21 protein-coding genes are annotated in these 24751 nt (G+C 49.6%); 3 read left to right on the top strand and 18 right to left on the bottom strand.

Annotation, left to right across the window (positions count from 1 at the left end; translation table 11 throughout):
• Positions 1 to 9 precede the first annotated feature (9 nt).
• The 5 genes from J2X61_RS20065 to J2X61_RS20045 all read right to left on the bottom strand — a co-directional run bounded on the left by J2X61_RS20065 (position 10) and on the right by J2X61_RS20045 (position 5302).
• On the bottom strand, positions 10 to 744 hold the full coding sequence (locus J2X61_RS20065; protein ID WP_310190016.1) for a prepilin peptidase: 735 nt from the start codon (positions 742 to 744) through the stop codon (positions 10 to 12).
• Between the two features lie 95 nt (positions 745 to 839).
• Positions 840 to 1301: a type II secretion system protein gene (locus tag J2X61_RS20060; RefSeq protein ID WP_310190014.1), complete on the bottom strand. Its 462-nt coding sequence runs from the start codon at positions 1299 to 1301 to the stop codon at positions 840 to 842.
• Positions 1302 to 1357: 56 nt separating this feature from the next.
• Positions 1358 to 2566: a type II secretion system F family protein gene (locus J2X61_RS20055; protein ID WP_310190012.1), complete on the bottom strand. Its 1209-nt coding sequence runs from the start codon at positions 2564 to 2566 to the stop codon at positions 1358 to 1360.
• A complete protein-coding gene (locus J2X61_RS20050) occupies positions 2566 to 3618 on the bottom strand; it encodes a type IV pilus twitching motility protein PilT (RefSeq protein WP_310190010.1) in 1053 nt (350 codons plus the stop codon). Before J2X61_RS20050 ends, J2X61_RS20055 begins: the two co-directional genes overlap by 1 nt.
• 19 nt (positions 3619 to 3637) lie before the next feature.
• Positions 3638 to 5302 (bottom strand): GspE/PulE family protein, encoded by a 1665-nt coding sequence (locus J2X61_RS20045; RefSeq protein WP_310190008.1) that lies wholly within the window; start codon positions 5300 to 5302, stop codon positions 3638 to 3640.
• A 348-nt stretch (positions 5303 to 5650) separates the two neighbouring features.
• Here J2X61_RS20045 and J2X61_RS20040 point away from each other — a divergent pair, with 348 nt between their 5' ends.
• Positions 5651 to 10204, top strand: coding sequence for a DUF5057 domain-containing protein (locus tag J2X61_RS20040; protein ID WP_310190007.1), 4554 nt, complete (start codon positions 5651 to 5653; stop codon positions 10202 to 10204).
• Positions 10205 to 10248: 44 nt separating this feature from the next.
• Here the strand turns inward: J2X61_RS20040 and J2X61_RS20035 are convergent, their stop codons facing one another.
• From J2X61_RS20035 to J2X61_RS20000, 8 genes are all read right to left on the bottom strand, one after another.
• Positions 10249 to 12057, bottom strand: coding sequence for a pilus assembly PilX family protein (locus J2X61_RS20035; protein WP_310190005.1), 1809 nt, complete (start codon positions 12055 to 12057; stop codon positions 10249 to 10251).
• Positions 12058 to 12071: 14 nt separating this feature from the next.
• Complete coding sequence (locus J2X61_RS20030) at positions 12072 to 12608, bottom strand: prepilin-type N-terminal cleavage/methylation domain-containing protein (RefSeq protein WP_310190004.1); 537 nt, start codon at positions 12606 to 12608, stop codon at positions 12072 to 12074.
• A complete protein-coding gene (locus J2X61_RS20025) occupies positions 12592 to 13167 on the bottom strand; it encodes a type IV pilus modification PilV family protein (protein WP_274468298.1) in 576 nt (191 codons plus the stop codon). Before J2X61_RS20025 ends, J2X61_RS20030 begins: the two co-directional genes overlap by 17 nt.
• A 154-nt stretch (positions 13168 to 13321) precedes the next feature.
• Entirely contained in the window at positions 13322 to 14317 is a 996-nt protein-coding gene (locus J2X61_RS20020) for a metal-dependent hydrolase (protein WP_274468296.1), read from the bottom strand.
• Positions 14318 to 14319: 2 nt separating this feature from the next.
• Positions 14320 to 15282 (bottom strand): lysophospholipid acyltransferase family protein, encoded by a 963-nt coding sequence (locus tag J2X61_RS20015; protein WP_274468295.1) that lies wholly within the window; start codon positions 15280 to 15282, stop codon positions 14320 to 14322.
• A gap of 17 nt (positions 15283 to 15299) precedes the next feature.
• Entirely contained in the window at positions 15300 to 16109 is an 810-nt protein-coding gene (locus J2X61_RS20010; RefSeq protein ID WP_310190002.1) for a GNAT family N-acetyltransferase, read from the bottom strand.
• 117 nt (positions 16110 to 16226) lie between these two features.
• Positions 16227 to 16916, bottom strand: a complete 690-nt coding sequence (locus J2X61_RS20005; RefSeq protein WP_274468292.1) for an LrgB family protein — start codon at positions 16914 to 16916, stop codon at positions 16227 to 16229.
• Entirely contained in the window at positions 16906 to 17280 is a 375-nt protein-coding gene (locus tag J2X61_RS20000) for a CidA/LrgA family protein (RefSeq protein WP_310190000.1), read from the bottom strand. Before J2X61_RS20000 ends, J2X61_RS20005 begins: the two co-directional genes overlap by 11 nt.
• Before the next feature lie 255 nt (positions 17281 to 17535).
• On the opposite strand from J2X61_RS20000, the gene tlp reads away from it, so the two are divergent.
• Positions 17536 to 17751, top strand: coding sequence for a small acid-soluble spore protein Tlp (gene tlp / locus J2X61_RS19995; protein ID WP_274468290.1), 216 nt, complete (start codon positions 17536 to 17538; stop codon positions 17749 to 17751).
• A gap of 42 nt (positions 17752 to 17793) precedes the next feature.
• Here tlp and rnz read toward each other — a convergent pair whose 3' ends face one another.
• Positions 17794 to 18723, bottom strand: coding sequence for a ribonuclease Z (gene rnz, locus J2X61_RS19990; protein WP_274468279.1), 930 nt, complete (start codon positions 18721 to 18723; stop codon positions 17794 to 17796).
• A gap of 108 nt (positions 18724 to 18831) precedes the next feature.
• The gene (metH, locus tag J2X61_RS19985) at positions 18832 to 22269 is read right to left on the bottom strand and encodes a methionine synthase (RefSeq protein ID WP_274468278.1); all 3438 of its coding nucleotides are present in this window, start codon (positions 22267 to 22269) and stop codon (positions 18832 to 18834) included.
• 219 nt (positions 22270 to 22488) lie between these two features.
• Here metH and J2X61_RS19980 point away from each other — a divergent pair, with 219 nt between their 5' ends.
• On the top strand, positions 22489 to 23028 hold the full coding sequence (locus J2X61_RS19980) for a 1,2-dihydroxy-3-keto-5-methylthiopentene dioxygenase (RefSeq protein ID WP_274468277.1): 540 nt from the start codon (positions 22489 to 22491) through the stop codon (positions 23026 to 23028).
• 76 nt (positions 23029 to 23104) lie between these two features.
• On the opposite strand, the gene J2X61_RS19975 is transcribed toward J2X61_RS19980, so the two are convergent.
• The 3 genes from J2X61_RS19975 to J2X61_RS19965 form a co-directional block, all read right to left on the bottom strand.
• Positions 23105 to 23896, bottom strand: a complete 792-nt coding sequence (locus tag J2X61_RS19975) for an HAD family hydrolase (RefSeq protein ID WP_310190132.1) — start codon at positions 23894 to 23896, stop codon at positions 23105 to 23107.
• A 43-nt stretch (positions 23897 to 23939) separates the two neighbouring features.
• Positions 23940 to 24122, bottom strand: coding sequence for a DUF896 domain-containing protein (locus J2X61_RS19970; protein WP_274468276.1), 183 nt, complete (start codon positions 24120 to 24122; stop codon positions 23940 to 23942).
• A 140-nt stretch (positions 24123 to 24262) separates the two neighbouring features.
• Positions 24263 to 24544, bottom strand: a complete 282-nt coding sequence (locus J2X61_RS19965; protein WP_310189997.1) for a LysM peptidoglycan-binding domain-containing protein — start codon at positions 24542 to 24544, stop codon at positions 24263 to 24265.
• Positions 24545 to 24751 lie beyond the last annotated feature (207 nt).

Here is a 24751-nt window from a genome sequence, read left to right as displayed (position 1 = left end):
CACACCCTGCTATCCGAGTAATGTTAGGTAAGCCTGTATCAAATCCGAACCATATCCATAGGAAAGAAGTATGCCCATCGCCAATGAAGGGCCGAACGGTATCGGTTGTTTTCTCTGGATGATTTTTAACAGAAGCAGCAAGCCTCCGATGAGACTGCCGATCATACATGCTAAAACGAATGCGATCAAAATATGAGATAAGCCCAGGACTGCGCCACAGACTGCCAGGAGCTTGGCATCTCCCATCCCCATACCGCCGCGTGAAAGAAGGGCAATCACTATTACAATTCCGCCGCCTGCAATTGCGCCCAGTACGTAACTCCACCAAGCCTGTTCGCCGGGGAACACGATGCGTAAAACGGCTAAGACCGGAAAGAAAAACATTAAAACTTTGTTAGGAATCAGCATTGAAGTTAAATCGGAAACGGTGATGATGACGAGAAGACTGACTAATGTTAGTGCGACTAAGGTTTCCGCCGTGAACCCGAAGCGGACGTAAGCCCACATGAATAATAATCCTGTTGCAAGCTCGCCTAAAGGATATAAGGGTGAAACGTTGGTGCTGCAGTATCTGCACTGCCCTTTGGCTGCAAAATAACTGATCACCGGGATCAGATCTCGGGATTTCAGCTGTGTTCCGCAGCTGGGACATGCCGAGGGCGGTTTGACGACCGATTGTTTGGCCGGTATGCGCAGCGCGACGACGTTGAAGAACGATCCGAGTACAAGACCAATGATGAACACATAAACGCCGATTAGGATTGTCATTTGGTTGGGTCGCTTTCTTTGGTTTTAAAAAAGGAATCGGAATGGACCGATTCCTTTTTGGGGGTTGGGTATTAGCCACCTGGTGTTGGAGTTGGAGTTGGTGAAGCAGCTCCAGAACTTTTTAACACTTTCTCAGCAGTGTACGGATACTCTTTTGTACCGGTGATAAGGGTTACACCTGTTAAAGTACCGTCACTAGCAAATGTTACTGTTCCACTATCGATTTCGGCTTTAGTGCTTGGTAAGTATAGATTAGTATCAAGATATTTTGCAGTTTTCAAAGCCGCAATGTTTACAGTTGCATATGTTACATAGTCGGAATGTTGTTCAGCTGTCACATACATCCTAGCAGCTTGGTAAATTTGGTTAGCAGTAGCTACGTCGGAATCTTGCTTCGATTTATTAATAATGTTGCTGATCAACGGAACAGCGATTACCGCAATAACTGCAAGAATAACGATTACTGCAAGCAATTCAATTAGTGTAAAGCCTTTTTCATCTTTTGACAGCTTTTTCAATTTCATAAGTTTCATATCATATTCCTCCTAAAATAGCCTAAAATATTGGTCACAATTTCCAACTAAGTTAACTAACCAAAGTTCGAATACATCGTAAACATCGGCAGCATAATTGCCGCCACGATCGTTCCAACCACACCGGCAAGAAAAACTAGTAATAATGGCTCGATTAATGATTTTAGCCGGTCAACCGTGTTTTCAACATCCATTTCGTAAAAGTCGGCAATCTTTTCTAACATTTGGTCAAGAGAACCGGTCTCTTCACCAATTGCTATCATTTGAGTAACAAGTGGCGGAAAAACCCAAGCTTGTTTTAAGGGCTCTGACAGAGGCTTTCCTTGTCTGAGTGACTCTGCTGAGCTCTTGATAAATCTTCCAATTACTTTATTACCGACGATTTCTTCAACAATTCCTAGAGACTGTAAGATTGGCACTGAACTTGAATACAGCGAAGAAAGAGTTCTTGTCATTTGGGCGACTGAACCTTTAAGCTTTAATTTTCCGAAAATGGGTACTTTAAGTTTGCAATAATCAATGAAATAAGCGCCCTGATCAAATCTCTTAACAACTTGATAAATCACTGTAATTCCCGTAATCGAGATCAACCAATAATACCATTGATTCTGTATGCTATTACTCAGTGCCAGCACAAACTTGGTAACTAGTGGTAATTCGGCGTGCATGGAATCAAACATTTGCACAAATTGTGGAACAACCGACTTTAACAAATAAACAACCGCTGCAACTGCTAGTAGACCAACAACAAATGGATACGTAAGTGCAGATTTGATTTTTTCACGCGTCACATGCTCCTTCTCAAAAAACTTCGCAAGGCGCTCCAACGTCCCTTCCAAGTCGCCGGTCTCTTCGCCGGCACGGACCATGTTCACGAACATCGAAGGAAAAATCTTCTTATGCTCCGAAATCGAACTCGAAAAAGAAACGCCCTTCGAAATACTTGAAGCCACCTGCACAAGCGCCTTCCGCAGCGGCTTGCTCTCGGTCTGCGCCGCCAAAATCGTAGTCGCTTCCACAATGTTCACACCGGCCCTGATCAAAGTCGCAAACTGCCGGCAGTACACGATGAAATGGATCGTTTTGACAGGATTGCCGATGTAAATCTCCGTTTTCAGCGCTTTGAACTGCTCTTCTTTTAACGAAAGAACGACATAACCCTTTCTCCGAAGCTCCTCCACGGCCGTTGACTTGTCCGATGCCGATATTTTCCCCTTGAGCTGTTTGCCGCCGCTGCTTCGTACTTCATACAGAAATTCGGACATTACATCACACCGCCCTCAGCAAGATAAGCTCTTGCTGCTATTGGATCGATGAGCCCCTGCTGCATCAATTCCTTAATTGACATGTCCAGCGTATGCATGCCCAAGCTGCGTCCGGTTTGCATGATGCTCTTGATCTGGTGGATTTTCTCCGAACGAATCAGGTTGCCGACGGCCGGCGTATTAATCATGATTTCTGTCGCACATGTCCGCCCTATGCCGCCTGGCTTCGGAAACAACCGCTGCGAAATGACGCCGACCAAGACGGCCGCTAACTGAACCCGGATTTGGCCCTGCTGATGTGCCGGGAACGCATCGATGATACGGTCAATCGTCTGCGGCGCATCCGTCGTATGCAAGGTCGCAAAGACCAAGTGACCGGTTTCGGCAGCGGTCACAGCCGCGGAGATCGTTTCCAGGTCCCGCATCTCACCGACCAGGATCACATCCGGGTCTTGACGCAGCGCGGCTCTCAAACCGTTCGAGAATGACTTCGTATCGCTGCCGACTTCCCGCTGATCGATAATGGAGGAAGCATGCGTATGCAGGAATTCGATAGGATCTTCGAGCGTAACGATATGTTTCTTCTCTTTGCGGTTGATGTAATCGATCATAGCCGCTAGCGTAGAAGATTTACCGCTGCCCGTAGGTCCGGTTACAAGCACGAGTCCTTGCGGCTTCAACGCTAACGAACGGATTACATTCGGCAGCCCAAGCAGTTCCAGCGACGGAATCTTGGTTGGGATCGTACGGATCGCTACACTCACACGGCCTCTTTGGCGGTACGCGTTAATCCGATATCGCGAACAGCCCTCCAGCTCATATGAAAAGTCCAATTCACCGGCTTGCTGGAATCGTTCGATTTGTTCCGGGCTAAGCAAAGCTTCCGCCATGGCTCGGGTGTCTTCCGCTTGAAGGAGCTCACTCCCGACAGGCTGCAGTGTTCCGTGTACGCGAAGAACAGGCGGCGAACCTACGGATAGATGTAAGTCGGACGCCTTCGATTCATGGGCCGTTCGCAGCAAATTGACGATCCGATCTAACGAATTTGACATTTCCCTTCCTCCTTCCCATTTAGTAAGCAACTGTTTCTCTAATGACTTCTTGCAAGGATGTGATGCCTTGCTTTACTTTCTGAACGCCATCATCCATCAGTTGAATGAGTCCATCCTGCACAGCCGCCGCTCTCATCTCTTGTACGGATGCCTTATTGCTGATGAGTTGGCGCATGGCATCGTTCACCGCCAGAACTTCGTGAATAGCCAATCTACCGCGGTACCCTGTTCGGTTGCAGTTGCCGCAGCCCTGTCCTTTATGCAGCTTATCGACATGGATGCCTCTGTTACACATGAAGATCTGTTCCTGCTCTGTAGGCGTGTACGCAACTTTGCACTCGTGGCATATTCGGCGCACCAAGCGCTGGGCAACGACACCAATCAAAGACGAAGCGATCAAGTACGGCTCTACGCCCATGTCCCGAAACCGCGTGATCGTGCTAACGGAATCGTTGGTATGTAAGGTCGAAAGAACGAGATGACCTGTCAATGAAGCGCGAATTGCAATCTCAGCCGTTTCCGAGTCCCGGATCTCGCCGACCATCACGATATTCGGATCCTGCCTCAGAATGGAACGAAGGCCGGCAGCAAAGGTAAGCCCGATCGTAGGATTCACATGCACTTGATTGATCCCTTCCAACTGGTACTCGACCGGATCCTCAATCGTAATAATGTTGGCATTTTCCTGGTTCAAATGGCTGAGAGCGGAATACAGCGTAGTCGTCTTCCCGCTTCCGGTCGGTCCGGTGATGAGCAGAATGCCGTAAGGCTGCTCGATCATCTCGCGGAATGCGCGCATATTGCGTTCTCCGAACCCGAGCTGCTCGATCGGCTTAACGCCTGTTGATAAATCGAGCAGCCGCAGTACGATCTTCTCCCCGTGAATGGTCGGCAGCGATGAGACCCGAATGTCGACGTGTTTGTAGTCCACCTGCATTTTGATCCGGCCGTCCTGCGGCAGCCTGCGCTCGGCGATGTTCAGCTTGGCCATAATTTTCAACCGCGCCGTTATGAAGCCCTGCATTTGCTTCGGAATCATCCGCTCCGTTCGTAAATGCCCATCCACCCGGTATCGAATGACTAGATTCGTCTCACCGGGGTCGACGTGAATATCGGAGACTTTCAATTGAACGGCTTGCTGAATCATCTGATTGACGAGCCGCACGATCGGAGAATCCTCATCCGTAATTTCCGTTTCCTTAATATCTTCTGTTGTAGGCATATCCGTCATCATTTGGCTCATGGAATCCTGAAGTCCATAATGACGGGCAATGGCCCGCTGTAATTCATCCCTGCTCGTAATCGCCGGCTCGATGCGGTAGCCGGTGCTCATGCGCATTTCTTCTATAGCGAAATAGTCCAGAGGATCGGCCATGGCCACCATCAGCTTGCCGCCTTCTTTATGAAGCGGAATGGCTTGATAGCGCCTCGCCATGCTTTCCGGAATGATTTTCGTAATTTCCGGATCTATTTGATATTTGAATAAACTGACGTGAGGAATGCCGAGTTGAAATTCAAGAACCTCAATTAATTGCTGCTCCGTAATATAACCTTGCGTAATCAGCAGGTCCCCCAGCTTCTGTTTAGTCTTACCTTGTTCTTTGAGAGCTTCCTGCAGTTGAGCGTCGGAAATAATCCCGCTTTCTACCAATAAGTCTCCCAATCTTTTTCTAACCAGAGCCATGCCAGATCAACTCCAAACCCATTTTAAGGAAAAAATGTAGGACCAAATACCTAATTTCAACGAAGACAAAAAACATTATACAACAATAGGCAGCACTTTAGTATATGATCTTATCGAATATTGTCGTTTCATAAAACAAATGTTCACTAGTCTACAAATTCTGTTCACCGTCCATAAAGTCCTCTCAAAAAAATCATGAAAAATTATGTATTTTTCGTCAAGATTCCTTAATCTTTCTTAAAATATTTACGTTATAATGGACGCAAACTGTATATTTCATAGGTACAAAGGTAGTACAATAGTCTCATATGATAGGCTTGTGTATTTACTATAAAGGAGGAGGGACTTATGTTATCCGCCATACAAAAAAAGATCAGTATAACCCTGATCACCACACTGCTAGTGTCCGTCTGCTCTTTGGCAGGCAGTCCGGCGAAACCGGTTTTAGCCGCCGCCGGCGACTCGATGACCATCGCGTTGAAATCCAAGTATACGCAGCAATACGTCTCACCTGCCGGAAACAGCGATAATGGAGCTTTGAAAGCGAATAGCGAGACGCCGGGGTCCAGCGAACTCTTTCAGCTCATCGAGCAAAGCAATGGCAGTTACGCGATCGAAGCGCTCTCGAACGGGAAATATGTCAACTCGGGAGGCAGCGACGATAGCGCAATCGTACCTAATGCCGGCACAATCGGTTCGGCCGAATTTTATGATTTAATTTACAATAGCGACGGCACGATCTCGTTGAAGTCCCGAACGCATAACAAATATGTGTATGTGGAAGATACCCAGAAGCCGCTCAAAACGACAAGCGCGAGCATCTATGGCGACCATGAGAAGTTTATTCTGAACGATTTCACGAAGCCGATCAAAATTCTTGAGATTAAAGATCTCGAAAAGTCGGCCAATGAGTGGTCTGTCGTCTCCGATTTATCCAAACTATTCGGTTCGAATCAGGCGATTAGCTTGGAAACCATGAGCATCAAGAAGTTTGTCGCGCTGCGCGAAGAGCTCGATGGCAAATATGACGCAGTCTACTTCGGCAAAAGCTTGTTTAATCCCACTTCCGAGACAGGCAGCAACCATGATACCCGCTTCTTGGAAAATGATATGACAAGCCTGAAAGCGACGGAAATTACGGAGAAGTACATAAATAAAGGTCTGCCGGTTATCGTCTATAGTGATGACGCAGCGAAACGCGGCGCCATTTATCAGGGGTTTTTGGACAGCTATAATAGCGACAGATGGACTCAAAAAAAAGGCAATCTATACAACCTGTTTAACCGGTACAAAACGACACCAAAAAGCAATGTGATTTTTGTAAATAATAGTGAAATCGACTCTTTTGCTGCTTTTATTCAGAAAACAAATCTGTTTGCGTATGCGAATGTGCGCCCCCGCATTAACGTTACTAGCCAACCGGCCGACTACACGTTGTCTGCAAACCGCAGCACGAAATATCGCCCAGGCGACACACTCACGTATACATTCGATGTTTCGAATGTTCGCAATCTGAACCAGCGCAACCTGGTTGCTAATCTATATCTCGGGCTCGACAGTGTGCTGAAATTCGATGCCAACCATTTAGTGCAGTCGGTTCCGGTCACATCCTTATCGAACAATACGATCAGCTTTACATTGCCGAAAGGGTACTCCGGACTTTATTACTGGCGTCTTGAACTTGTAGACCAGACAACCACCGGCATGCTCAAGGATTATGCGGCAGGCGTTTTCCGCTATCAGGATCAGCCGCCGACGATCCATGTGCTGCAGGTCATTCCAAACTCGCAATCGTCTGCCAAAACGAGCAGCTTGCTGTTGGACGCCAACCTCAAACAAAATTACTTGAAGTCCGAAGATTATGAGATTAAAATCTCGGTCATTGATTTCAATACTTTCAATTCCACGGAATACAGCACTTTAAATAGTAAATATGACATGATCATTTTCGGTTTCAACGATTCTTATAACGGCACAGCCAACATTTCGGAAACGGCCGCAGCTGCCGTCAAATCTTATATCGCTACGGGACAAGGGGTCATGTTCACCCATGATACCGTATATCAAGGTAACCAGACGTGGATTACGAATTTCCAGGCAGACACGGGACAAATCGGGCCGAAGACGAATATGGGGCTCAATGCACCGAACACGTCAACGTCCACCGTAAAAGTCAACGAAGGCTTGCTGACGGAATTCCCTTTCTTCATCAGCGAACGGCCGACAGCTGTCGCTACAACACATGATCAGTATTTCCGGCTTGATCTGAACGATCCGAAGGTCATCCCATGGTACAACATCAATGGCAGTCCGCGGGATGTTGAAGACAGCTGGAACCATTACTACACCTATTCCAAAGGCAATGTGACCTACTCCGGTACAGGCCATAACTTCGTCAATACGACCAAGAACAGCTCCTTCCCGGATTGGGAGCAGCAGCTTTTCGTCAACACGATGTACCGGGCGTTCATCGGTTCCAATCATAAGCCGACGCTGGACATTTTGACACCCGCTCCGTTCTCGAGCAGTGCGAAGAACTACATTTCAGCCAAAAGCGATATTTCGGTCAGCTTCAGGGCCGACGATCTGGATTTGACTGACAAAACGACCGTATCATCCATCAAATTCGCATACAAGAATGCGAACAATACGGAACAAACGGATACTGTGCTCTCCAATCTGGAGAAGCCGAAAGGCGAGACGGTGACTCGTTCCTTCCCGAATCCGCTCTCCGGAAGAGGCGGCGATCTGACCATCATCGTCACGACAGCCGATAAAAGCGGCGCACTGGAAACGAAGCAGGTTGCTGTGAAAGTCATTGTTCCAACCGGATTGGAACCTGTAAGAACCGTTTCGAGCGACCGCGTCGAGAAAAATACGAATGTAACGATCAGCTATGAGATCAAACCGATCGCCATGAATTACAACCCGGAGATTAATGTCGATGATTTAACGGTGAAACGGATTCATTATAAAGAAACGCTGCCGGCGAACCTGGAGGTCGTCACATTGCCTCAAGGCTTCACGAAATCCGGGACCTTGCAAACAGGCTATACGATCGATGGCAGCATTGAGGACATCCCTTTCAGAAGATCGGGCAATCAATACATTGCCGACAGTAAGACATTTGCCATTACGGTCAAACCGGCAGCTAACGGCGATTATGCCTTGTCCGACGCGACACTGACATTCAAAGATTACAGCACAACGAACGATCAATCCGTATTATTCACGAATCGATTGATAACAGCTTATACCAGACTAACTTCCTTGCAGTTGGATGACAAAATCATCGCTCTTGGCGATACGACCAAGCTTATTCCGAAATTCGGGCCGGCTGACGCTTCTTATGCCCGCGACACGGATTACACGTGGTCCTCCGACGCAGAGGCGATTGCGACCGTCGATGCAACAGGGGTCGTGACGGCCAAAGCCGCTGGCGTCGCGAACATTCAAGCGGTAGCCAAGGACGGAAGCGGCGTACAAGACACGGCCAAGATCACGGTGATTATGCCGGGCTTGAACATTACCGGGCTGAATGTCGCGAGCGTCAATCAACCCATCGAACTGAAATCGGTTCTGGTCAAAACGCCGGATGAAACCATTACCTCCATTGCGTGGAGCTCATCCGACAATAACATCGCAGCATTCGGGGCAACCGATACACCGATAGCCAGTTTGACAGGTATTCGTCCCGGTCAGGTTACCGTAACGCTTACGATAAAGACCGATAAGCCTAAGACTTATACGCAAACTCATGTCGTTAACGTAATCTCCCTCCTCACTTCCCTGGATCTGGAGGGCGAGACGACCCTGGAGATTGGCGATGCGCCTACCCTCCATGCCAAGTATACGCCTGGTTACGTGACGAACCCTTCGTTCGAATGGAAGTCGTCGAATGCTAACGTCATCGAAGTTACGAGTTCAGGCGTGAACAGCGGCGCTCTGGAAGGCTATGCGGCACTTCATGCCAAAGCCGAAGGCGAAGCGACGATTACGGTAAGGGCATTAGACGGCAGCAGCTTAACGGATGAACTGCACATTCAGGTTATCCAACCGGCGATTACCATCAACAGCCCGATCACGATTCATGTGGGAGATGTCCCTTCTCAGCTTGTTGTAAGCAACAATTTCTTGCACGACGAGATTACATCCGTCAAATGGGAAAGAGACGACACCAATGAGAATTTCGTCCGTTTCTCCGGGGAGAAGCAGCTGGAGAGAAACATGGAGGGCAAGTCAGCCGGTACGGTGAATGGGAAAGTAACGGTCGTTTATCGTGGTGTGTCTTATACCAAGGATTTTACGATCACCGTAGATAACCCGGTCAAAGCCGTCACGATCGTCAAGAAAGACGATCCTAACGAATCGGATCCGAACGCCGTCATTACCGTCGACAAAGGGGCTTCTATTGACCTGAGAGCCGTCATCCAGCGGCCGGACGCCGTTCATTCCGGGTTCCAATGGTTTATCATTGAAGAAACCGGGAATGCCTCTTTGAACAGCCCGAACAGCCAGGATGTAACGCTTACAGGCACCGAGAAAGGCACAATCAAGGTCAGGGTGCTGGTAGGCGGCATCGATGACACGAGAGACATCAAGATCACACAAAATCTGACCCGGATCGATCTTCCGGAAGGGCCGATTCGATTAGTGTTGAACACGAGCAAAAACAGCTATGATTTATGGTCCGAAACGACCGTACTCCCGGTCAAATGGCGAGAGGAATTGAAAGACCGCCTGGAGTGGGTGTACGATGATAACGTCGTTACCATCAACAACGGGGTTGTAACTGGAACGAAGGTCGGAGACATTTCCGTAACCTTGCGGTATAAGGATGACCCTAGTGTCTCCGACTCCGTTCGTGTCATTGTTCAGAAGCAATACGACAACCGGTATTAAAGCAAAAAACATCCTTCAGTTCACCATGACTGAAGGATGTTTTTTTATTTGACTAAAACCTTTTTACCTCTGGATAAATTAATACCCTTGACTCGCGGGAGCGCGGATTGCTGGTGAGTAAAAATATCCTTGTTATATTCAATAATAAATCGGGATGATGAATTTTGCATGTTACTCTGGCCGGGTTCGATATATAGGGAAGTTAAATCCGATGATTCTTTCGTATTCCCTCTGACCGCGTTGATTGTCAGGTCGCCTTTGGCGAAAAATCCGCCTTTGATCCAGAAAACAGAACCGACGCCATACAATTCCGCATTGGAATCCGTATAGAAGAAGGCATCGAGCCTCGTAATATTTCCATTCTTCGGATTTTTACCATCGTAACCGCCGCTTGGCAAATCTTTGAATGAATTGACCCTGGAGATCAGCACTTCGCCTTTTGAGAGCATAACAAGCTCCTTGTAATTTTCGCCATCTTCCGTAATTCCGCTAATGCTGGCATCTAAGATATTCGTGCTTCCCAGAACGAAAATCGTCGCATCCATCGTCACATCGCCTTTAATGTTGACATCCCCTGTCACCAGAATATTCCCTCTTATTTTGATCGGGTCGCGGGGCTTATCATCCAAATTTTCGTTATCGATATTCAAATCTCCGTTAATAATGAACCAATTGCTGGAATAATAGGTTGAACCATTCGCAATCGGTTCCCGGTACGCTTTGGCTTCCTTCGTGAACACGAGCTGGTTGAAGTCTCCGCCGTTCCCGATATTGAAATTGCCTTTATATAAATAGGACCCGCCGGACAAGCCCGCTTGGTCATGGATGGCGGCAATATCGGCAGCGCGCTTCGTTTCATATTCTTCGTCATCGATACGATCATAGACCGCCAGCTTCAGCCTATCCGTACGGCTTTGCAAATAGCTTTCAAGCTGTGTGGGATCGTTGGGGTTATAATTATTTTTGATAATCGCCCGCTCCGTCGCGTTTCCGCTTACCGCTTCCGTCACTTTATCGATGAAAGACTCATCCATATTCAGCTGTACGAAGTCTTCCTGGGATTTCAACTCTACATGATCCTTCTGAACGCCGAGAACGGTCGGGATCGTCGTTAACCCTTTATCCGTCGTGGCATTGATACTCGTGTACTGTTCCGGCGAGCAATTGGGATTCATCCCAGCATCGCAAAACGTGAAATCATCCAGCGTCTGCACAAAAGCTTTACCTTCCAAATACGTATATTTGCCTACGTTGGCTGTACTTATCTCGCCATTCTCGCTGTTGTAGATATATTCAGCTTGATTTTTAATTTGCAGCTTCTTGCCTGCATACAAATCTCCTCCAAGAAAATACGGCGAGCCATTCAGAATCAGATTGCCTTCCGAGCCGGCGGCATAATTCAGCACATCCGGATAAGCGTTGATCCCTACGAGCTGCTCAAGCTTACGCACGACGCCGTCGATGTTCGCCGTTACGGTAATCTTAATTTGCGGCGGAGCGCCATTCTCTTCTTTGATCAACTCGGCACTCGTCACCGGTTCATCTGCAAACTCGGTCTCCACCGTATTGCTTTCAATGGCCGGAAACATACTGGTTAACTCCGCTTCGAGCGCTTCGGGATTGAAATCCTCCCGGCCGTCCAGCGTCGCTTTAATTCTGGCCACCGCCTCATTCAGCGCTTTCTCGGCCAGATGCAGGCTCTGCACATCCTTCTGCTTCGTTTCACTTCGCACCGCGCCGCCAATACTTGCGCTGAGTACAGCGAGTCCGAGCATCGTGAAAATCAATATCATGAACAGCACGATTAACAGCGCGGATCCCCGTTCTTCTGCCAGCCGCTTCAACCTTCTCATCCTTCTCACCCCGCTCAAAACCCGAATCTGCTTTCCATCTTCAGCTGATGCTTGACGTGCTTCTTATCCTCTTGTTCCAGCACCAGCGTAATTCGGATAAGTCCGTCCCGGCATGCGCTGGCGTTGCCGCAGTCCAATTGAATTCTGGAACCGTCCAAGAGGACGGATTGGAGGTGATCTACCTTTCCCGTTCCGTTAGCTGCTGTAGCGTCCGCGATATATAAGCCGGAATTATAAATTTTCATTTGTTTGCGCGGAATTTCCGTACCGTTCAGCTTCGTTGTCCTCGATAGCTCGATGCCGTTCTCATTGGCAATATTCGATACATACTCCGGGCCGTAGGTATACAGCTGGGTCATCACCGCAGACATCATCATATCCGCCTCGTCCCGGAGCGAATTCTCCACTGTCACTTTGTTGTACGCCGTAAAGCCGAAAGTAATAACTGCATAAATCGTGCCCATGACCAAGGATAAAATGGATAACGAGGCGATCAGTTCGACGAGTGAAAGCCCTTTTTCTTCGCGCGCGAAATCAACGAATTTTCTCATTTATCACATATCCTTCCACAGACGTCTGATTCCGCAAGCTTTCGACGGCGCCAAGCGTCTTCACACTTACCCGGATCGGTATCAAATAGTTGCTCATCCGGTCCTCCGTGCTCGGCACGGAAGCATCGGCATGACCTTTTTCAAGTTCAGTCTGGTATGTAACCGTAATCTCATACTCGATCCCATTGACGCTCGGACGCAGTACATTTCCTATTCCGCTGAAGCTGTTCAACAGCTCATGCTTGGCAGGAATCGTACAGTTCACCCCGCCCGTCGGCGCTAGCGTACAATTGTCCATCGTCATAACCGGATCGTTGCCGTCAGCCTCGCCGATTTGACTGAAATATTTCTCAACCGTGCCGAAATTCTGCTTCTCCATATAAAACAACGCGTTCCGCGCCAAATTGACCATCACAGTCTTATTCTGATTCCCTTTATTGTAGGACATCGCGTTAATGAAAAAGGCCATCATAGCCATCGCCGCCACCGACAAAATGACCGTTGCAGCCAAAACTTCAATCAATGTAAAGCCCTCTTCGCGTGGGGTTCTTTTCTTCATTCCGGGTGCTCCTAAGATCGTCAATTTCAAAGCGTGGCTATTCTTCAAATAGGACTATTGCACCATATTTTCGACATCACAAGTCGAAACCCCTGCTCAAAAAATGACAAGAAACGAAAAGCCTCACTCCCTAAGGAGCAAGGCTTCTGCTTACTTACACGTAAGGCGGATCCCACGCCTTCTTATCCCAACCAAGCTTGTCGCTGATCACGTTCATGTCACGGTCCAGACGGACGTTGACGCCGAACGGCAGCTTGCGCTGGTGCCAGAAGCGCACATCGCGCCACTGTACTTCATACCCGTCCGTTTTCTCCGTCCAGCAGACATGGATGCGCTGCGCGAAGTGCAGGAAAGCGCGAACGCCATCCGTCGTCATCGTAGCCTGCACAATCGGATGGGATTTTTCTTGTGTATAGTCGATTTTGCTGTACTCAACTTCCACCACAACGTCCCCATGCCTAATTTCCCCCAAGTAAAATTGCGTCTCGCTCTCGATGACGAATTGCCAGCGAAACCAGCTTAGGCTCGGGATGAGGTGACAGACGCCTTGTTCCAGATTCAGCTCTTGCTTCACCAACTGGATGAAGCGTTGCCGCTGCAAACTGCGCACAACAATATAGAACAAGGTTGCCGCATAGATAAGGGCAAACATTTCGCCGATATGGAGCCCGCCGCTTCCGTGCCACACGAGCAGCCAAATGAACACGCCTGCCGTATGCAGAGCGAACAAGAACGGTTCATAGAGACAAAGAGTATCCAGGTGAAACCATTTTGCCGAGAATGGCCGCATGCATTGAACACCGTACACATTGAACAGATCCAGGAACACATGAAAGACAACCGCGATGAATGTCCACAGGTATAAGCTTAACCAATGCTCCCATACGCCGAAAATAGCAGCCAGAGGCACGCTGAGCACGATCGGCCAGATGAACAGCGCCGGCAAGGAATGCGTAATCCCCCGATGAACCCGCAAATAGTTCGTATACCCTTTGAGCCGCGCTAACGTATCGAAGTCCGGAGCGTGCGAGCCGATCAGCGTACCGGCTAATATGGCATGCGTCAAATTCGGGTCCTGCGAGACGACAGGCTCCAGACATGCAAGTCCGGCCAAGGTGATACCGAATAACAAATGGCTTCCCGTATCCATTGTCAAATCACCAGTCCTTTATCTTCGTTGTAGACGTGCGTCTTTCCGTCGTTAACGGCCATGTGATTCTCTTCCCAGCGTTCATGCACATTAAACCAATAAAACCATGAGGCGGGCTGCTCACGTATGACCCGCTCCATGAAAGCGTTAAGCCGCAAATTCGATTCCGCCCGTACGCCACGCCCTGCCTGCCCGGTTGGCAGATCAACAGGAGGTCCGAATACCAGCTTGTGCTTGAAGCCTCTAACCCTGTAACCGTAGAAGGGGACAATAGGAATGCGCAGCTCCAAAGCCAGCATGGCCGCCCCTTCAGGCGTCCTCGTCAATCTGCCGAACAACCGTGATAATGGAAAGGACGCTCGCCAGAAATCGCCAAGCACAAACACGACGCCTCCGGCCTGCAGATGCTTTTTCAAAGTGCGGTACAGCTCCAGCGGAGGCACACTGTCGTAATCCAGCCCCTTGCAGCCCATTGCCTGGAATTTCAAATAAAGCGGCCGAAGCTCCGGGCTTCCCGCCGATGCGACCGTCATGCAATCGTAGCGGCGCGTCAGATACCAGTAGTAATAGAAGAAGTTGCCGAGATGCGGCGTATACACAATGAAGCCTTGATCCTGAGACCGGCGCTTAGCTTCCTGCAAATGCTCTTGGCCCTGCACGTCGAAATCCTTGTGCAGCACATGCAAGCGCCTGCTCATGAAGAGCAGCTCGAACAAGGTGAATACCACATTATGCACATAGTGTCTGGCATGCTTGCGAATATCGCGCTTGGGCACATGATCCAGCAGCTCCTCCATATTTCGCTGAACCGGCCGTAACAGCTTGCTCCGCAGAGCCGCGTAACCGATGTTAGCAGCGAGCGCCAACGCCGCCCGCAGCATCCACAGAGGGAACAATCGGAGGACTCGCTCTATACGGTCGAGCTTGTGTTCATTGGAAGTCAGCTTGGCAATCCAATCATACAAAGGTGCCGGCCTCCCCTCTAGTTAGATAAGAAATGGCGCTTATACCGGCGGGTCACTCTGTCTTTCTGAAGAATAATGAAGAAATCGACCGTCTCAAACACTTCATCATAAGCCGGTTCCCCGCCAATTTCGGCACCGAGCCATTGATAGCCTTTCATTAGCGGAGGCAGCTTGCGGAAAATATCTTTCTCGTTACTAATCGCATCCAGCATGGCGAGTCCCTGAATACGATGCGTCGCAAGCGGCTCGATCCCGAACCGGTCGGTTATAACCTGTTTATGAACGAGCATGGTGTAGATTTCATTCAAGTCCTCCAAACTGCTCATGTGCACACTGCCGCATCCGATCAAATACGAATAATTCCGCTCCGTCATATAACCGGCAATGCCTTCCCACAAGAGCTGGATGGCCTTACCCCCGCGATACGCCGGGTCGATGCAGCTTCTTCCAAGCTCAAGCGTCTGCCGTTTATACTCGGCGAAAGCCGCTAAATTAAACTCTGTTTCCGAATAAAAGCCGATGCCGTCCAGCGCCCGCTCCCCTGGCAGAAGCCGGTAAGTGCCTACGACCTGATCGGTTTCGGCATCTTTGACGATGAGATGATCGCAATACGGGTCATACGCATCTTGCTCAAGACCGTCCTCATTCAGCATGCGCATGTTCTTCTCTTCCTCTACGAAAACTTGATACCTGAGCCGCATAGCTTGCTCAACTTCATGTGCGCTGCCGGCCAGACTAACCGTCAACCTGGCCTGATGAGGCGCTGTATTCAGAAGCGGTCCGTTCATCTTCCTCACGCCTTTCCACTGGATTATCCTCAAACTCATGGTAGCAGAGGTTTATTATGGGGCCGTTTTCGTGTTGTTAAGCTTTTGTAAGGTTTAAAAAATACAAAAAAAACCGCCTCCCGTCACATAGACGGAAAGCGGCAAATATTACAGAGGTCACTGAAGCCACCAATATAGAGGGATGAAGAAAATAGAAGTCATAATGCCGCATAATGCCATCGATAAGCCTGCAAAGCTGCCTTGCCGCTCCGAATCTTTGATGACCTTGGCCGTCCCGATGCCGTGAGCCGCCGTGCCAAGCGCAATCCCGATCGAGATGTCATCCTGTATCTTGAACCATTGCAAAAGCCGGACACCGAACATACTGCCCACCAGCCCCGTCATCGTCGTCAGAACCGCGGTGAGTTCGGGAATTCCCCCTAACCGGTTCGCGATCTCAATCGCAATAGGCGAGGAGACGGATTTGGGCAGCATGCTAAGCACAATTGAACGGCTTCCTCCGAGCAGTCCGACGATCGCCGCGCTTGCACCAATCCCGACAATGGAGCCGCTGATCACACTGACCATGACTCTTTTCAAATTCGCACGTATTAATGACCTGTATTTGTACAAAGGGACGCCTAAAGCAACGGTTGCAGGACCCAACAACAGCGTCAGCACATCCGCACCCTCTTTAAAATACGCGAACGGAATTCGAAATCCGACCAGAATAAGAATAATAAGTCCCGTACATACGAATAACGGATGCATGAACCGCCATCGTTCTTGAATGAGATTAGCGAAAGCGTAGATCACAACACTGAGAGTCAAACCGAAGAAGGGGTGCTGCAGGATACTATCCGCCATACTTCTCCCCCTCCTTCGCGAGTTTGGACGAAATCCATCCCGTGACAAGCAAAACGACGGCCGTCGCCCCCGCGGTGCCGCCTAGTATCGCGACCAAATTCGCTCCGATGATAGGAAGGAATAAGAGAATCCCGACGGTATAAGGGATAAAAAAGAGCATCATATGCCTTGTGAGCAGCGCGGCCGCATCTTCCACCCAAGACAGCTTGACGAGCTTGGCGAACAACGCCCCCGTAAATAGGATGAGCCCGATCACATTGCCGGGAAGCGGCAGGTGCAGGCTCATTTGGATGACATAACCTATGAAATTAAAGCCGAGTAATATAGCAAATCCGAGCATACCTTCCCCTTTTCTCGCTGTCAAGATGACTTATCCGGAGTCTCTATAAGCATTTCTGATTTCTCTTAACATAACATAAAAAATGGAGGACATAAAGATAGAAAGCAGGATTTCCGCCCACGTAATCGCCATGTCATCACCTCGGAGTTAAGTCCTTCGTCACGTTAGTTTATGCGGGAAATTGGCGAAAAAGAATGCGCAAACCGTGAATATTATAGCTGCCGTCGTGGAATTGTATAACAGGATCATCACTCCATCAGGAAGGAGGGAGCATTCACCATGGCTAAACCGGACAATCGCGAGAACAATCCAGCGCGTTTGCAAAATGCAATCGATCATACTATCGCCAACCTGCACGAGGCTGAAGATTATTTAGATGAGCATGCAGACGAAATTACAGCCCAAGAGAAGCAAGACATCGAATCCAAAAATCAACGCCGCAAACAAAGCATCAACGGATTCATCGAAGAAAAGAAAGACGAACAAAACCGTTAATACGGCAGAAGCCTCTTCCATTATAGGAAGAGGCTTCTTTTTTCATCCTTTGCGCGGCACTTCAAAACTCCAGAAGTCCCGGGCGATATGACTGTTCGGGTGATGATGCTGCGCTTCCTGCAGCAGCTCGAGCACGGCGTCGCCTTGGTACCGCGAGCTGATATGCGTCATGATCAGCGCGCCCGCCCCTGCTTCCTGAGCGATCCGCGCCGCATCGGTCGATGTCGCATGATCGAAGGAGTAAGCCAGTTCTTGCTTATCCATGCCGAACGTCGCCTCATGCACCAGCACATCGGCGCCTCGCGCTAGCAGCCGTGCTCCGCTGCAGTACCGGGTATCGCCGAGTATCGTGACGATCCGTCCCGGGATCGGCGGGCCCTGGAAATCGGCCCCGTGCAGCACAGTCCCGTCTTCCAGCTGTACGGACTGTCCGAGCTTGAGCTTGCCATAGATCGGACCGGCCGGTATGCCAAGCGCCGTCAGCTTCTCATGCATCAGCTTGCCCGGCTGTTCCTTCTCCACAATGCGATACCCGAAGCATTCGATTCGGTGCTCCAAGCGCGCCGTTTCGACGAGGAAGGTATCGTCCTCGAAGAGGAGCCCTTCTTCCTGAATTTCTACGATGTCCAGCGTATAACTGAGATGTGCTCCGCTCACTTCGAGCGCCGTCTCCACGAACCGTCGCAGCCCCGGAGGTCCGTACATCGTTAACGCCGTATCGCCCCCCAGATAGGAGCGGCTGGTCAGCAAGCCGGGCAGCCCGTATAGATGGTCGCCGTGCAGATGCGTGATGAACAGCTTCTCGGTTCTGCCCAGCTTCACCGGAGAATTCAGGATTTGCTGCTGCGTGCCTTCGCCGCAATCGAATAGCCAGTATGTTCCCCGCTCATCGAGCAGGTTTAAGGCTATGGATGTTACATTTCGCTGTTTGGAGGGCATCCCTGCCCCAGTTCCCAAGAAATAGAGGTCCAAGTTCTAAACTCCAATCTATTCGCATAATCGCTGATGAGAGCACGGAAAGCGAGGACGCCGCCGAACACAGGTGTTCGTGCAAGCTGCCTCGCTTTATGCTTCATCCTGTTAACCTACATTGAAATAACGCGCTTCTTTGTGTGCGAACACGATCGCCGAAACCGATGCTTCCGGTTCCATCATGAACGACTCCGTCAGCTCTACGCCGATATCCTCAGGCTTCAGCAGGTTGAAGAGCTTCGCTTGATCTTCCAGATTCGGACAAGCCGGATAACCGAACGAGAAGCGCTGTCCGATATATTTGGCCCCGAAGCGTTCCTGCATCGTCATGTCGACTCTGTCGGCGATTCCCCATACGTCCCGCATAATGTGATGGATCCGCTCGGCGAATCCTTCCGCCACTTCCAGCGCAGTCGCTTGAAGGGCGTGTGATTTCAAATAATCACCGTTATCGCGCCACTCTTTGGCCAGCTCATTGATGCCGTGTCCTGCCGTTACGAGCAAGAAGCCGACATAATCCATCTCACCGCTTTCTACCGACTTGAGATAGTCGGCGAGGCAGAGATACGGTTCCTTATCCTGACGAGGGAACGTGAACGTCTCCAGCACTTTGCTCGTATCCTCCGGATCGTACACGATGACGTCGTTGCCCTGCGACTGTGCCGGGAAGAATCGGTACATGCCGTGCGCCTTGATGATGCCATTCGCTTGGGCGGCATATAGAATCGAGTCTACGGTATCCTTCAACTGCATCGCCTTTGTGTCCTTATCGCTGAGCAGCTGCTCGACTTTGCCTTTCAGACCGAGGTGGTGCCCCAGCAGCATCTGCATGTTGACATACGGCATGAGATGGCCGATCGGATAATCTCTCATAATATGGCGTTCCGTATCCTGCGGCACTTGAACCGGGAGATCCTTGGATACAGCGGACGAACTCACGCGAGTGAGCTGCGGCAGTTTGTCTTCCTTCTTCCCTGCCTCCATCACATCGGATTCCTTGCTCTCTCTCAGCTCCTGGATAAGACGCTCCCGCTGTTCAGGGTCGCTTAGCTTGTTGGCGATATCCAGTCCGTCCATCGCATCCTTCGCATACAGCACGACGCCTTCATACTCAGGTTGAATGCGGGTTTTGGTGAACTTCCGCGTCAATGCGGCGCCGCCGACAAGAATCGGCACATCCACACCGGCTGTCCGCAAGTCCTGCGCCGTAACAACCATTTGTTGGGCGGACTTCACGAGCAATCCGGACAAACCGATCGCGTCCGCTTGTTCCTTGCGGTACGCTTCAATAATTTGCTCCGGCGGTACTTTAATCCCCAGGTTAACAATTTTGTAGCCGTTGTTGGAGAGAATGATTTCCACCAGATTTTTCCCGATATCGTGCACATCGCCTTTGACCGTTGCCAGGATGATTTTCCCTTTAACCGCCGTTTCCGACTTCTCCATGAAAGGTTCCAAGTAACTGACCGACGCTTTCATAACCTCGGCGCTTTGCAGCACTTCCGCTACGATCAGCTCGTTATTGTTGAAGAGACGGCCAACTTCCTCCATCCCCTTCATCAACGGTCCGTTAATGACTTCAAGCGGCGAATATTTCTTGAGCGCTTCGTCCAGATCGGGAATCAGACCTTCCTTCGTACCTTCCACAACGTAAGATCCGAGTCTTTCTTCCAGGGAAAGGTTGGAGATTTTCTCTTTCTTCTCCACTTTCTTCTCACGGAAATGCGCGACAAATTTCGCCAAGGTCTCGTCATTCGTATGATAGATCAGCTCTTCAGCCAGCTGCCGCTCCGCCTCCGGAATCGACGCATACCGTTCCAGCTTCTCCGTGTTCACGATCGCATAGTCGAGACCCGCCTTCGTACAATGGTACAAATAAACCGAGTTCAACACTTCGCGGCCGGCATCCGGCAAGCCGAAGGAAATATTACTTAAGCCGAGAATCGTTTTGGCTCTCGGGTACTTCTCTTTGATCAGCTTGATGCCTTCAATCGTTTCTACGGCAGAACCGATATATTGCGGGTCACCGGAACCGACCGGGAACATATTCGGGTCGAAAATGATATCCTCCGGATTCATGCCGTATTTCTCGGTCAGCAGCTCATAGGAACGTGTGGCTACCTCGAGCTTCGCTTCGCGGGAAACCGCCTGGCCGCGCTCATCGATGAGAATACATACGACGGCGGCGCCGTAACGGTGAATCAAAGGCAGAATGCCGGCGAATTTGGTTTCCCCATCCTCCAGGTTAATGGAGTTGATGATCGCTTTCCCTTGGGAATATTTCAAACCAAGCTCAATGATGTGATCATACGTAGAGTCGATCATCAAAGGTACCTTCACCTTCTTGACCACCTGCTGCATAAACTGCTCCATCGCGTAAGATTCGTCAATATCCGTATCCTGCAAGTTGATATCGATGACATGAGCGCCGTTCTTCACTTGATTGCGGGCAATCTCAGAGCCTTCTTCGAACTTACCTTCCTTGATCAAGCGTTTGAATTTGCGGGAACCCGAAATATTCGTCCGTTCGCCGACCATGACCGGGCGGTTCTCAGGCTCGATATACAGCGTCTCGATCCCCGAAACCGCAGGCAAATGCGTACCGTATTCTGTTCTAGGTTTGAAAGCGCTCAGCGTCTCCGCCATGGCGCGAATGTGATCCGGCGTCGTTCCGCAGCAGCCGCCGGCAATATTCAGCCAGCCCTGTTCGGCGAAGCCCGCCATTTTCTTCGCTAGAGATTCAGGCGATTCGTGATAATGGCCGTTCTCATCCGGCAGCCCGGCATTAGGGTAGCAGCTGATGGCCGTTTCCGCGATCTCCGACAGCGTCCGGATATGATCCCTCATGAATTCAGGACCTGTCGCACAATTAAGTCCCATCGAAATCGGCTTCAAATGCTCGAGCGAAATATAGAACGATTCGATATTTTGACCGGCAAGCGTTGTACCCATCGGTTCGATGGTGCCCGAAATCATAATCGGCAGCTCGACGCCGAGTGTCTCGAAAGCCCGGCGAATCCCGATGCTTCCTGCTTTCACATTGAGCGTATCTTGAGAAGTTTCCAATAGAATCGCATCGACCCCGGCTTCGGTTAGGGCAAGGGCTTGCTGGTAATAGCTTTCCTCAAGCTCTGCGAACGTAACCCCTCCGGTGACGGACAATGTCTTGGTCGTCGGACCCATCGCGCCTACGACATAACGCGGCCACTCCGGTGTCGAATATTTGTTAGCAGCCTCAATTGCCAACTTGGCTGCCGCCAGATTAAGCTCGCGGTGACGGTCCTGCAGATCATACTCGGCAAGCACGACACTCGTCGAACCGAATGTGTTCGTTTCTATCATATCCGCGCCTGCGGCAAAGTAAGCTTCGTGAATTTTACGAATCACATCGGGGCGTGTAACGCAAAGAATCTCATTACAGCCATCCAAATCGTCACTGCCGAAGTCTTCCGCGGTTAAATTTTCCTGCTGAATCATCGTACCCATGGCGCCGTCGAGGATCATGATCTTTTTCTTTAGCTGCTCTTGAATCGGTGGTTTAGACATGCAATGACTCCCTTTCAAACTATCCTCATAACGATAGCAAATAAAAAATCGACAAATTATGTTAAGATTTAGTGTAACAGAATCCAGCAACTATGAAAAGAATTTGAATTATCATTAATACCTATAGGATTGATCGGATAATCTTATGTTCTTCCATCGACAGGGCGCATCATTTCCACTATAATACAAGTATATTTACTTTAGAAAGAGGGATGTAGTGTGGCACAGATTAGAATCCGCAATACGGATGAACGCATTGTAGGCGAAGAGCAGGTCAAAGCGTTCCTGGATAGTCAAAATGTCGTGTACGAACATTGGGATACAAATAAGCTTCCTGAGGCGCTTCGCGAGAAATTCGTCCTGAGCGACGAAGAGAAAGCGCAAATCATCTCGGCTTATGAGCCGGAAATCCGCGATTTGGCGGCAAGACGCGGCTACGAGATTTGGGATGTCATTTCCCTGTCCGATGCGACGCCTAACATTGAAGATTTGCTTAAGAAATTCGAACAAGTCCATACGCACACGGAAGATGAGATCCGTGCAATCGTATCCGGTAAAGGTATCTTCATCATCAAATCCGAGGAAATCGGCTATTTCGACGTTGAGCTGGAGCCTGGCGATGTGATCTCCGTTCCTGAGAACACAAACCATTTCTTCACCTTGATGGATAACCGCCAAATCGTAGCTGTCCGCCTGTTCATTGAGAAAGACGGCTGGGTCGCTTACAACGTGGATGACCCGTCCTTTATCAAAGCTTAATTACATGATAAGAGCAAAGCCCAACAGCACTGGACATTCGGTCCAATCGCCGTTGGGCTTTGTTCTGTTTGCCGGACTAGACGTTCGCGATAATCGGCAAAATATCTTGCAGCCTGGAAACCTCGAACGCAGGGACAATCTCATCTCCGCTTTGCAAGCCATGATGATTGATCCAAATGTTCCTCATGCCGACGCTGCCCGAACCAAGAATATCGGTTGTCAGTTTATCGCCGATCATGATGCCTTCTTCAGGTTGGATCCCCAGCAACCCTAATGCATGATGGAAAATGGATACATCCGGTTTCCCAACCCCGAACTCGCCGGAGATGACAATGTGGTCAAAATAGCCGGAAATGTCAGGTACGCCTGCCAGCTTTTCCTTCTGCAAATCGGGAGATCCGTTCGTTAACAAGAGCAGTTGGTACTTCCCTTTCAACGCATCGAGAACGCGGAACGTTTCCTCATAGACGAGCGGCCGCTTGCGGCGTTCTGCCGGGAAAAGCTCCCCAAGCTTGTACCCCAGCTCGCGGTCTTCAATGCCAAGCGCGCGCAGCCCGCGGGTCCACGACTCCGTGCGGTAGCCAGGTGCTAATTGCTGCAGCTTGCGGAAATTCTCATTCTCGCCTTGCGTGAAATTCGCCCATAGTCCCTCGAACGGATTAATGCCAATCATTTTCGTAAACGGGAACGTCTCATAAGATTCATACAAGGCCCGGGCTTCTTTGCGAACGGCAGCTTCCAGCTCCGCCGGGTTAACGGCCACATGCCGCGCAGCTTCCTCGCAAGTCGCATCGAACGCTTCCTGCACACTACGGTCGTCCCATAACAGCGTGTCATCCAAATCAAAAAGTACAGCCTTCAACGTCATCATTCATTTCCCCTTTGAATGTTGTCTCTATGTGAACGAGCAATTACTCTTCGTCCGTGAACTTGATAGAATCAAGCTGAACTTTAAGATTGCCTCGGAAAGCCTCGATATAAATTCTTCTGAGCTCATTGCGTTCATCGATTTCTGCGTCCGTCAAGCCGACGGTTTTCGCTTTGCGTGCTAGCTCATTGATGCGCTCGATGTTTTTCTCCATACTGTCGCTCATAGTGATCCTCCAGTCCAAATGTCAATATGACTATTACTTTGCCATCCCTCTACGGGATTGTCAAGAAAACGACAAAAAGAGCCATCGGATCATGTCCAAGCCTCTTTCAGTCCTTACTCTATTCAGTTTATGCCCGAGAGCTAGGGGAGCAACAGCACTTGCCCTTCATTCAAAGAACTTGTTGCAAGATGGTTTAATGATTTAATCTTATCTATGTAGGAACGTACGTTCTCATTGCTGTGCTTATTCGCTTCCGCGATAGCCCAGAGCGTATCTCCAGCTTGAATAACGATCCTCTGGTGCACCTCCGCCTTGGAGACCGTGTGAACGGGTACGCTTGCTGTCGGTGCTGTCGGTGCTGTCGTGGAAGCCGCATAAGCTTGTACCATAGCACCAAATGAGAACACAGTGCCTAGTATCATTACAATAATTACTAAGCGGAGCATTGCTTTCGTGTGACGTTGTTTGATCGTTGTGATTACTTCGGACACTGAAGCGGATCTATGAGGTGTGCGTGATTGATTGTTTTGTGTGTAAGCCATATACATGATTCATCATCTCCCAAACATTTGTTCTGGTATTAGAATAACACGAACACTTGTTTGTGTCAACGGATTTTCTCGAACTTA

This window comes from Bacillus sp. 3255 (assembly GCF_031456485.1).
Classification (GTDB): Bacteria; Bacillota; Bacilli; order Paenibacillales; family NBRC-103111; genus Paenibacillus_E.
This window is presented reverse-complemented; position numbering and strand designations above follow the sequence as displayed.

What these genes read in the sequence shown, in the direction of transcription:
- J2X61_RS20060 (WP_310190014.1), bottom strand. Translation starts at nt 1,301, where the DNA reads ATGAAACTTATGAAATTGAAAAAGCTGTCAAAAGATGAAAAAGGCTTT.
- J2X61_RS20055 (WP_310190012.1), bottom strand. Translation starts at nt 2,566, where the DNA reads ATGTCCGAATTTCTGTATGAAGTACGAAGCAGCGGCGGCAAACAGCTC.
- J2X61_RS20050 (WP_310190010.1), bottom strand. Translation starts at nt 3,618, where the DNA reads ATGTCAAATTCGTTAGATCGGATCGTCAATTTGCTGCGAACGGCCCAT.
- J2X61_RS20045 (WP_310190008.1), bottom strand. Translation starts at nt 5,302, where the DNA reads ATGGCTCTGGTTAGAAAAAGATTGGGAGACTTATTGGTAGAAAGCGGG.
- J2X61_RS20040 (WP_310190007.1), top strand. Translation starts at nt 5,651, where the DNA reads ATGTTATCCGCCATACAAAAAAAGATCAGTATAACCCTGATCACCACA.
- J2X61_RS20035 (WP_310190005.1), bottom strand. Translation starts at nt 12,057, where the DNA reads ATGAGAAGGTTGAAGCGGCTGGCAGAAGAACGGGGATCCGCGCTGTTA.
- J2X61_RS20030 (WP_310190004.1), bottom strand. Translation starts at nt 12,608, where the DNA reads ATGAGAAAATTCGTTGATTTCGCGCGCGAAGAAAAAGGGCTTTCACTC.
- J2X61_RS20025 (WP_274468298.1), bottom strand. Translation starts at nt 13,167, where the DNA reads ATGAAGAAAAGAACCCCACGCGAAGAGGGCTTTACATTGATTGAAGTT.
- J2X61_RS20020 (WP_274468296.1), bottom strand. Translation starts at nt 14,317, where the DNA reads ATGGATACGGGAAGCCATTTGTTATTCGGTATCACCTTGGCCGGACTT.
- J2X61_RS20010 (WP_310190002.1), bottom strand. Translation starts at nt 16,109, where the DNA reads ATGAGTTTGAGGATAATCCAGTGGAAAGGCGTGAGGAAGATGAACGGA.
- J2X61_RS20005 (WP_274468292.1), bottom strand. Translation starts at nt 16,916, where the DNA reads ATGGCGGATAGTATCCTGCAGCACCCCTTCTTCGGTTTGACTCTCAGT.
- tlp (WP_274468290.1), top strand. Translation starts at nt 17,536, where the DNA reads ATGGCTAAACCGGACAATCGCGAGAACAATCCAGCGCGTTTGCAAAAT.
- metH (WP_274468278.1), bottom strand. Translation starts at nt 22,269, where the DNA reads ATGTCTAAACCACCGATTCAAGAGCAGCTAAAGAAAAAGATCATGATC.
- J2X61_RS19975 (WP_310190132.1), bottom strand. Translation starts at nt 23,896, where the DNA reads ATGACGTTGAAGGCTGTACTTTTTGATTTGGATGACACGCTGTTATGG.
- J2X61_RS19970 (WP_274468276.1), bottom strand. Translation starts at nt 24,122, where the DNA reads ATGAGCGACAGTATGGAGAAAAACATCGAGCGCATCAATGAGCTAGCA.
- J2X61_RS19965 (WP_310189997.1), bottom strand. Translation starts at nt 24,544, where the DNA reads ATGATACTAGGCACTGTGTTCTCATTTGGTGCTATGGTACAAGCTTAT.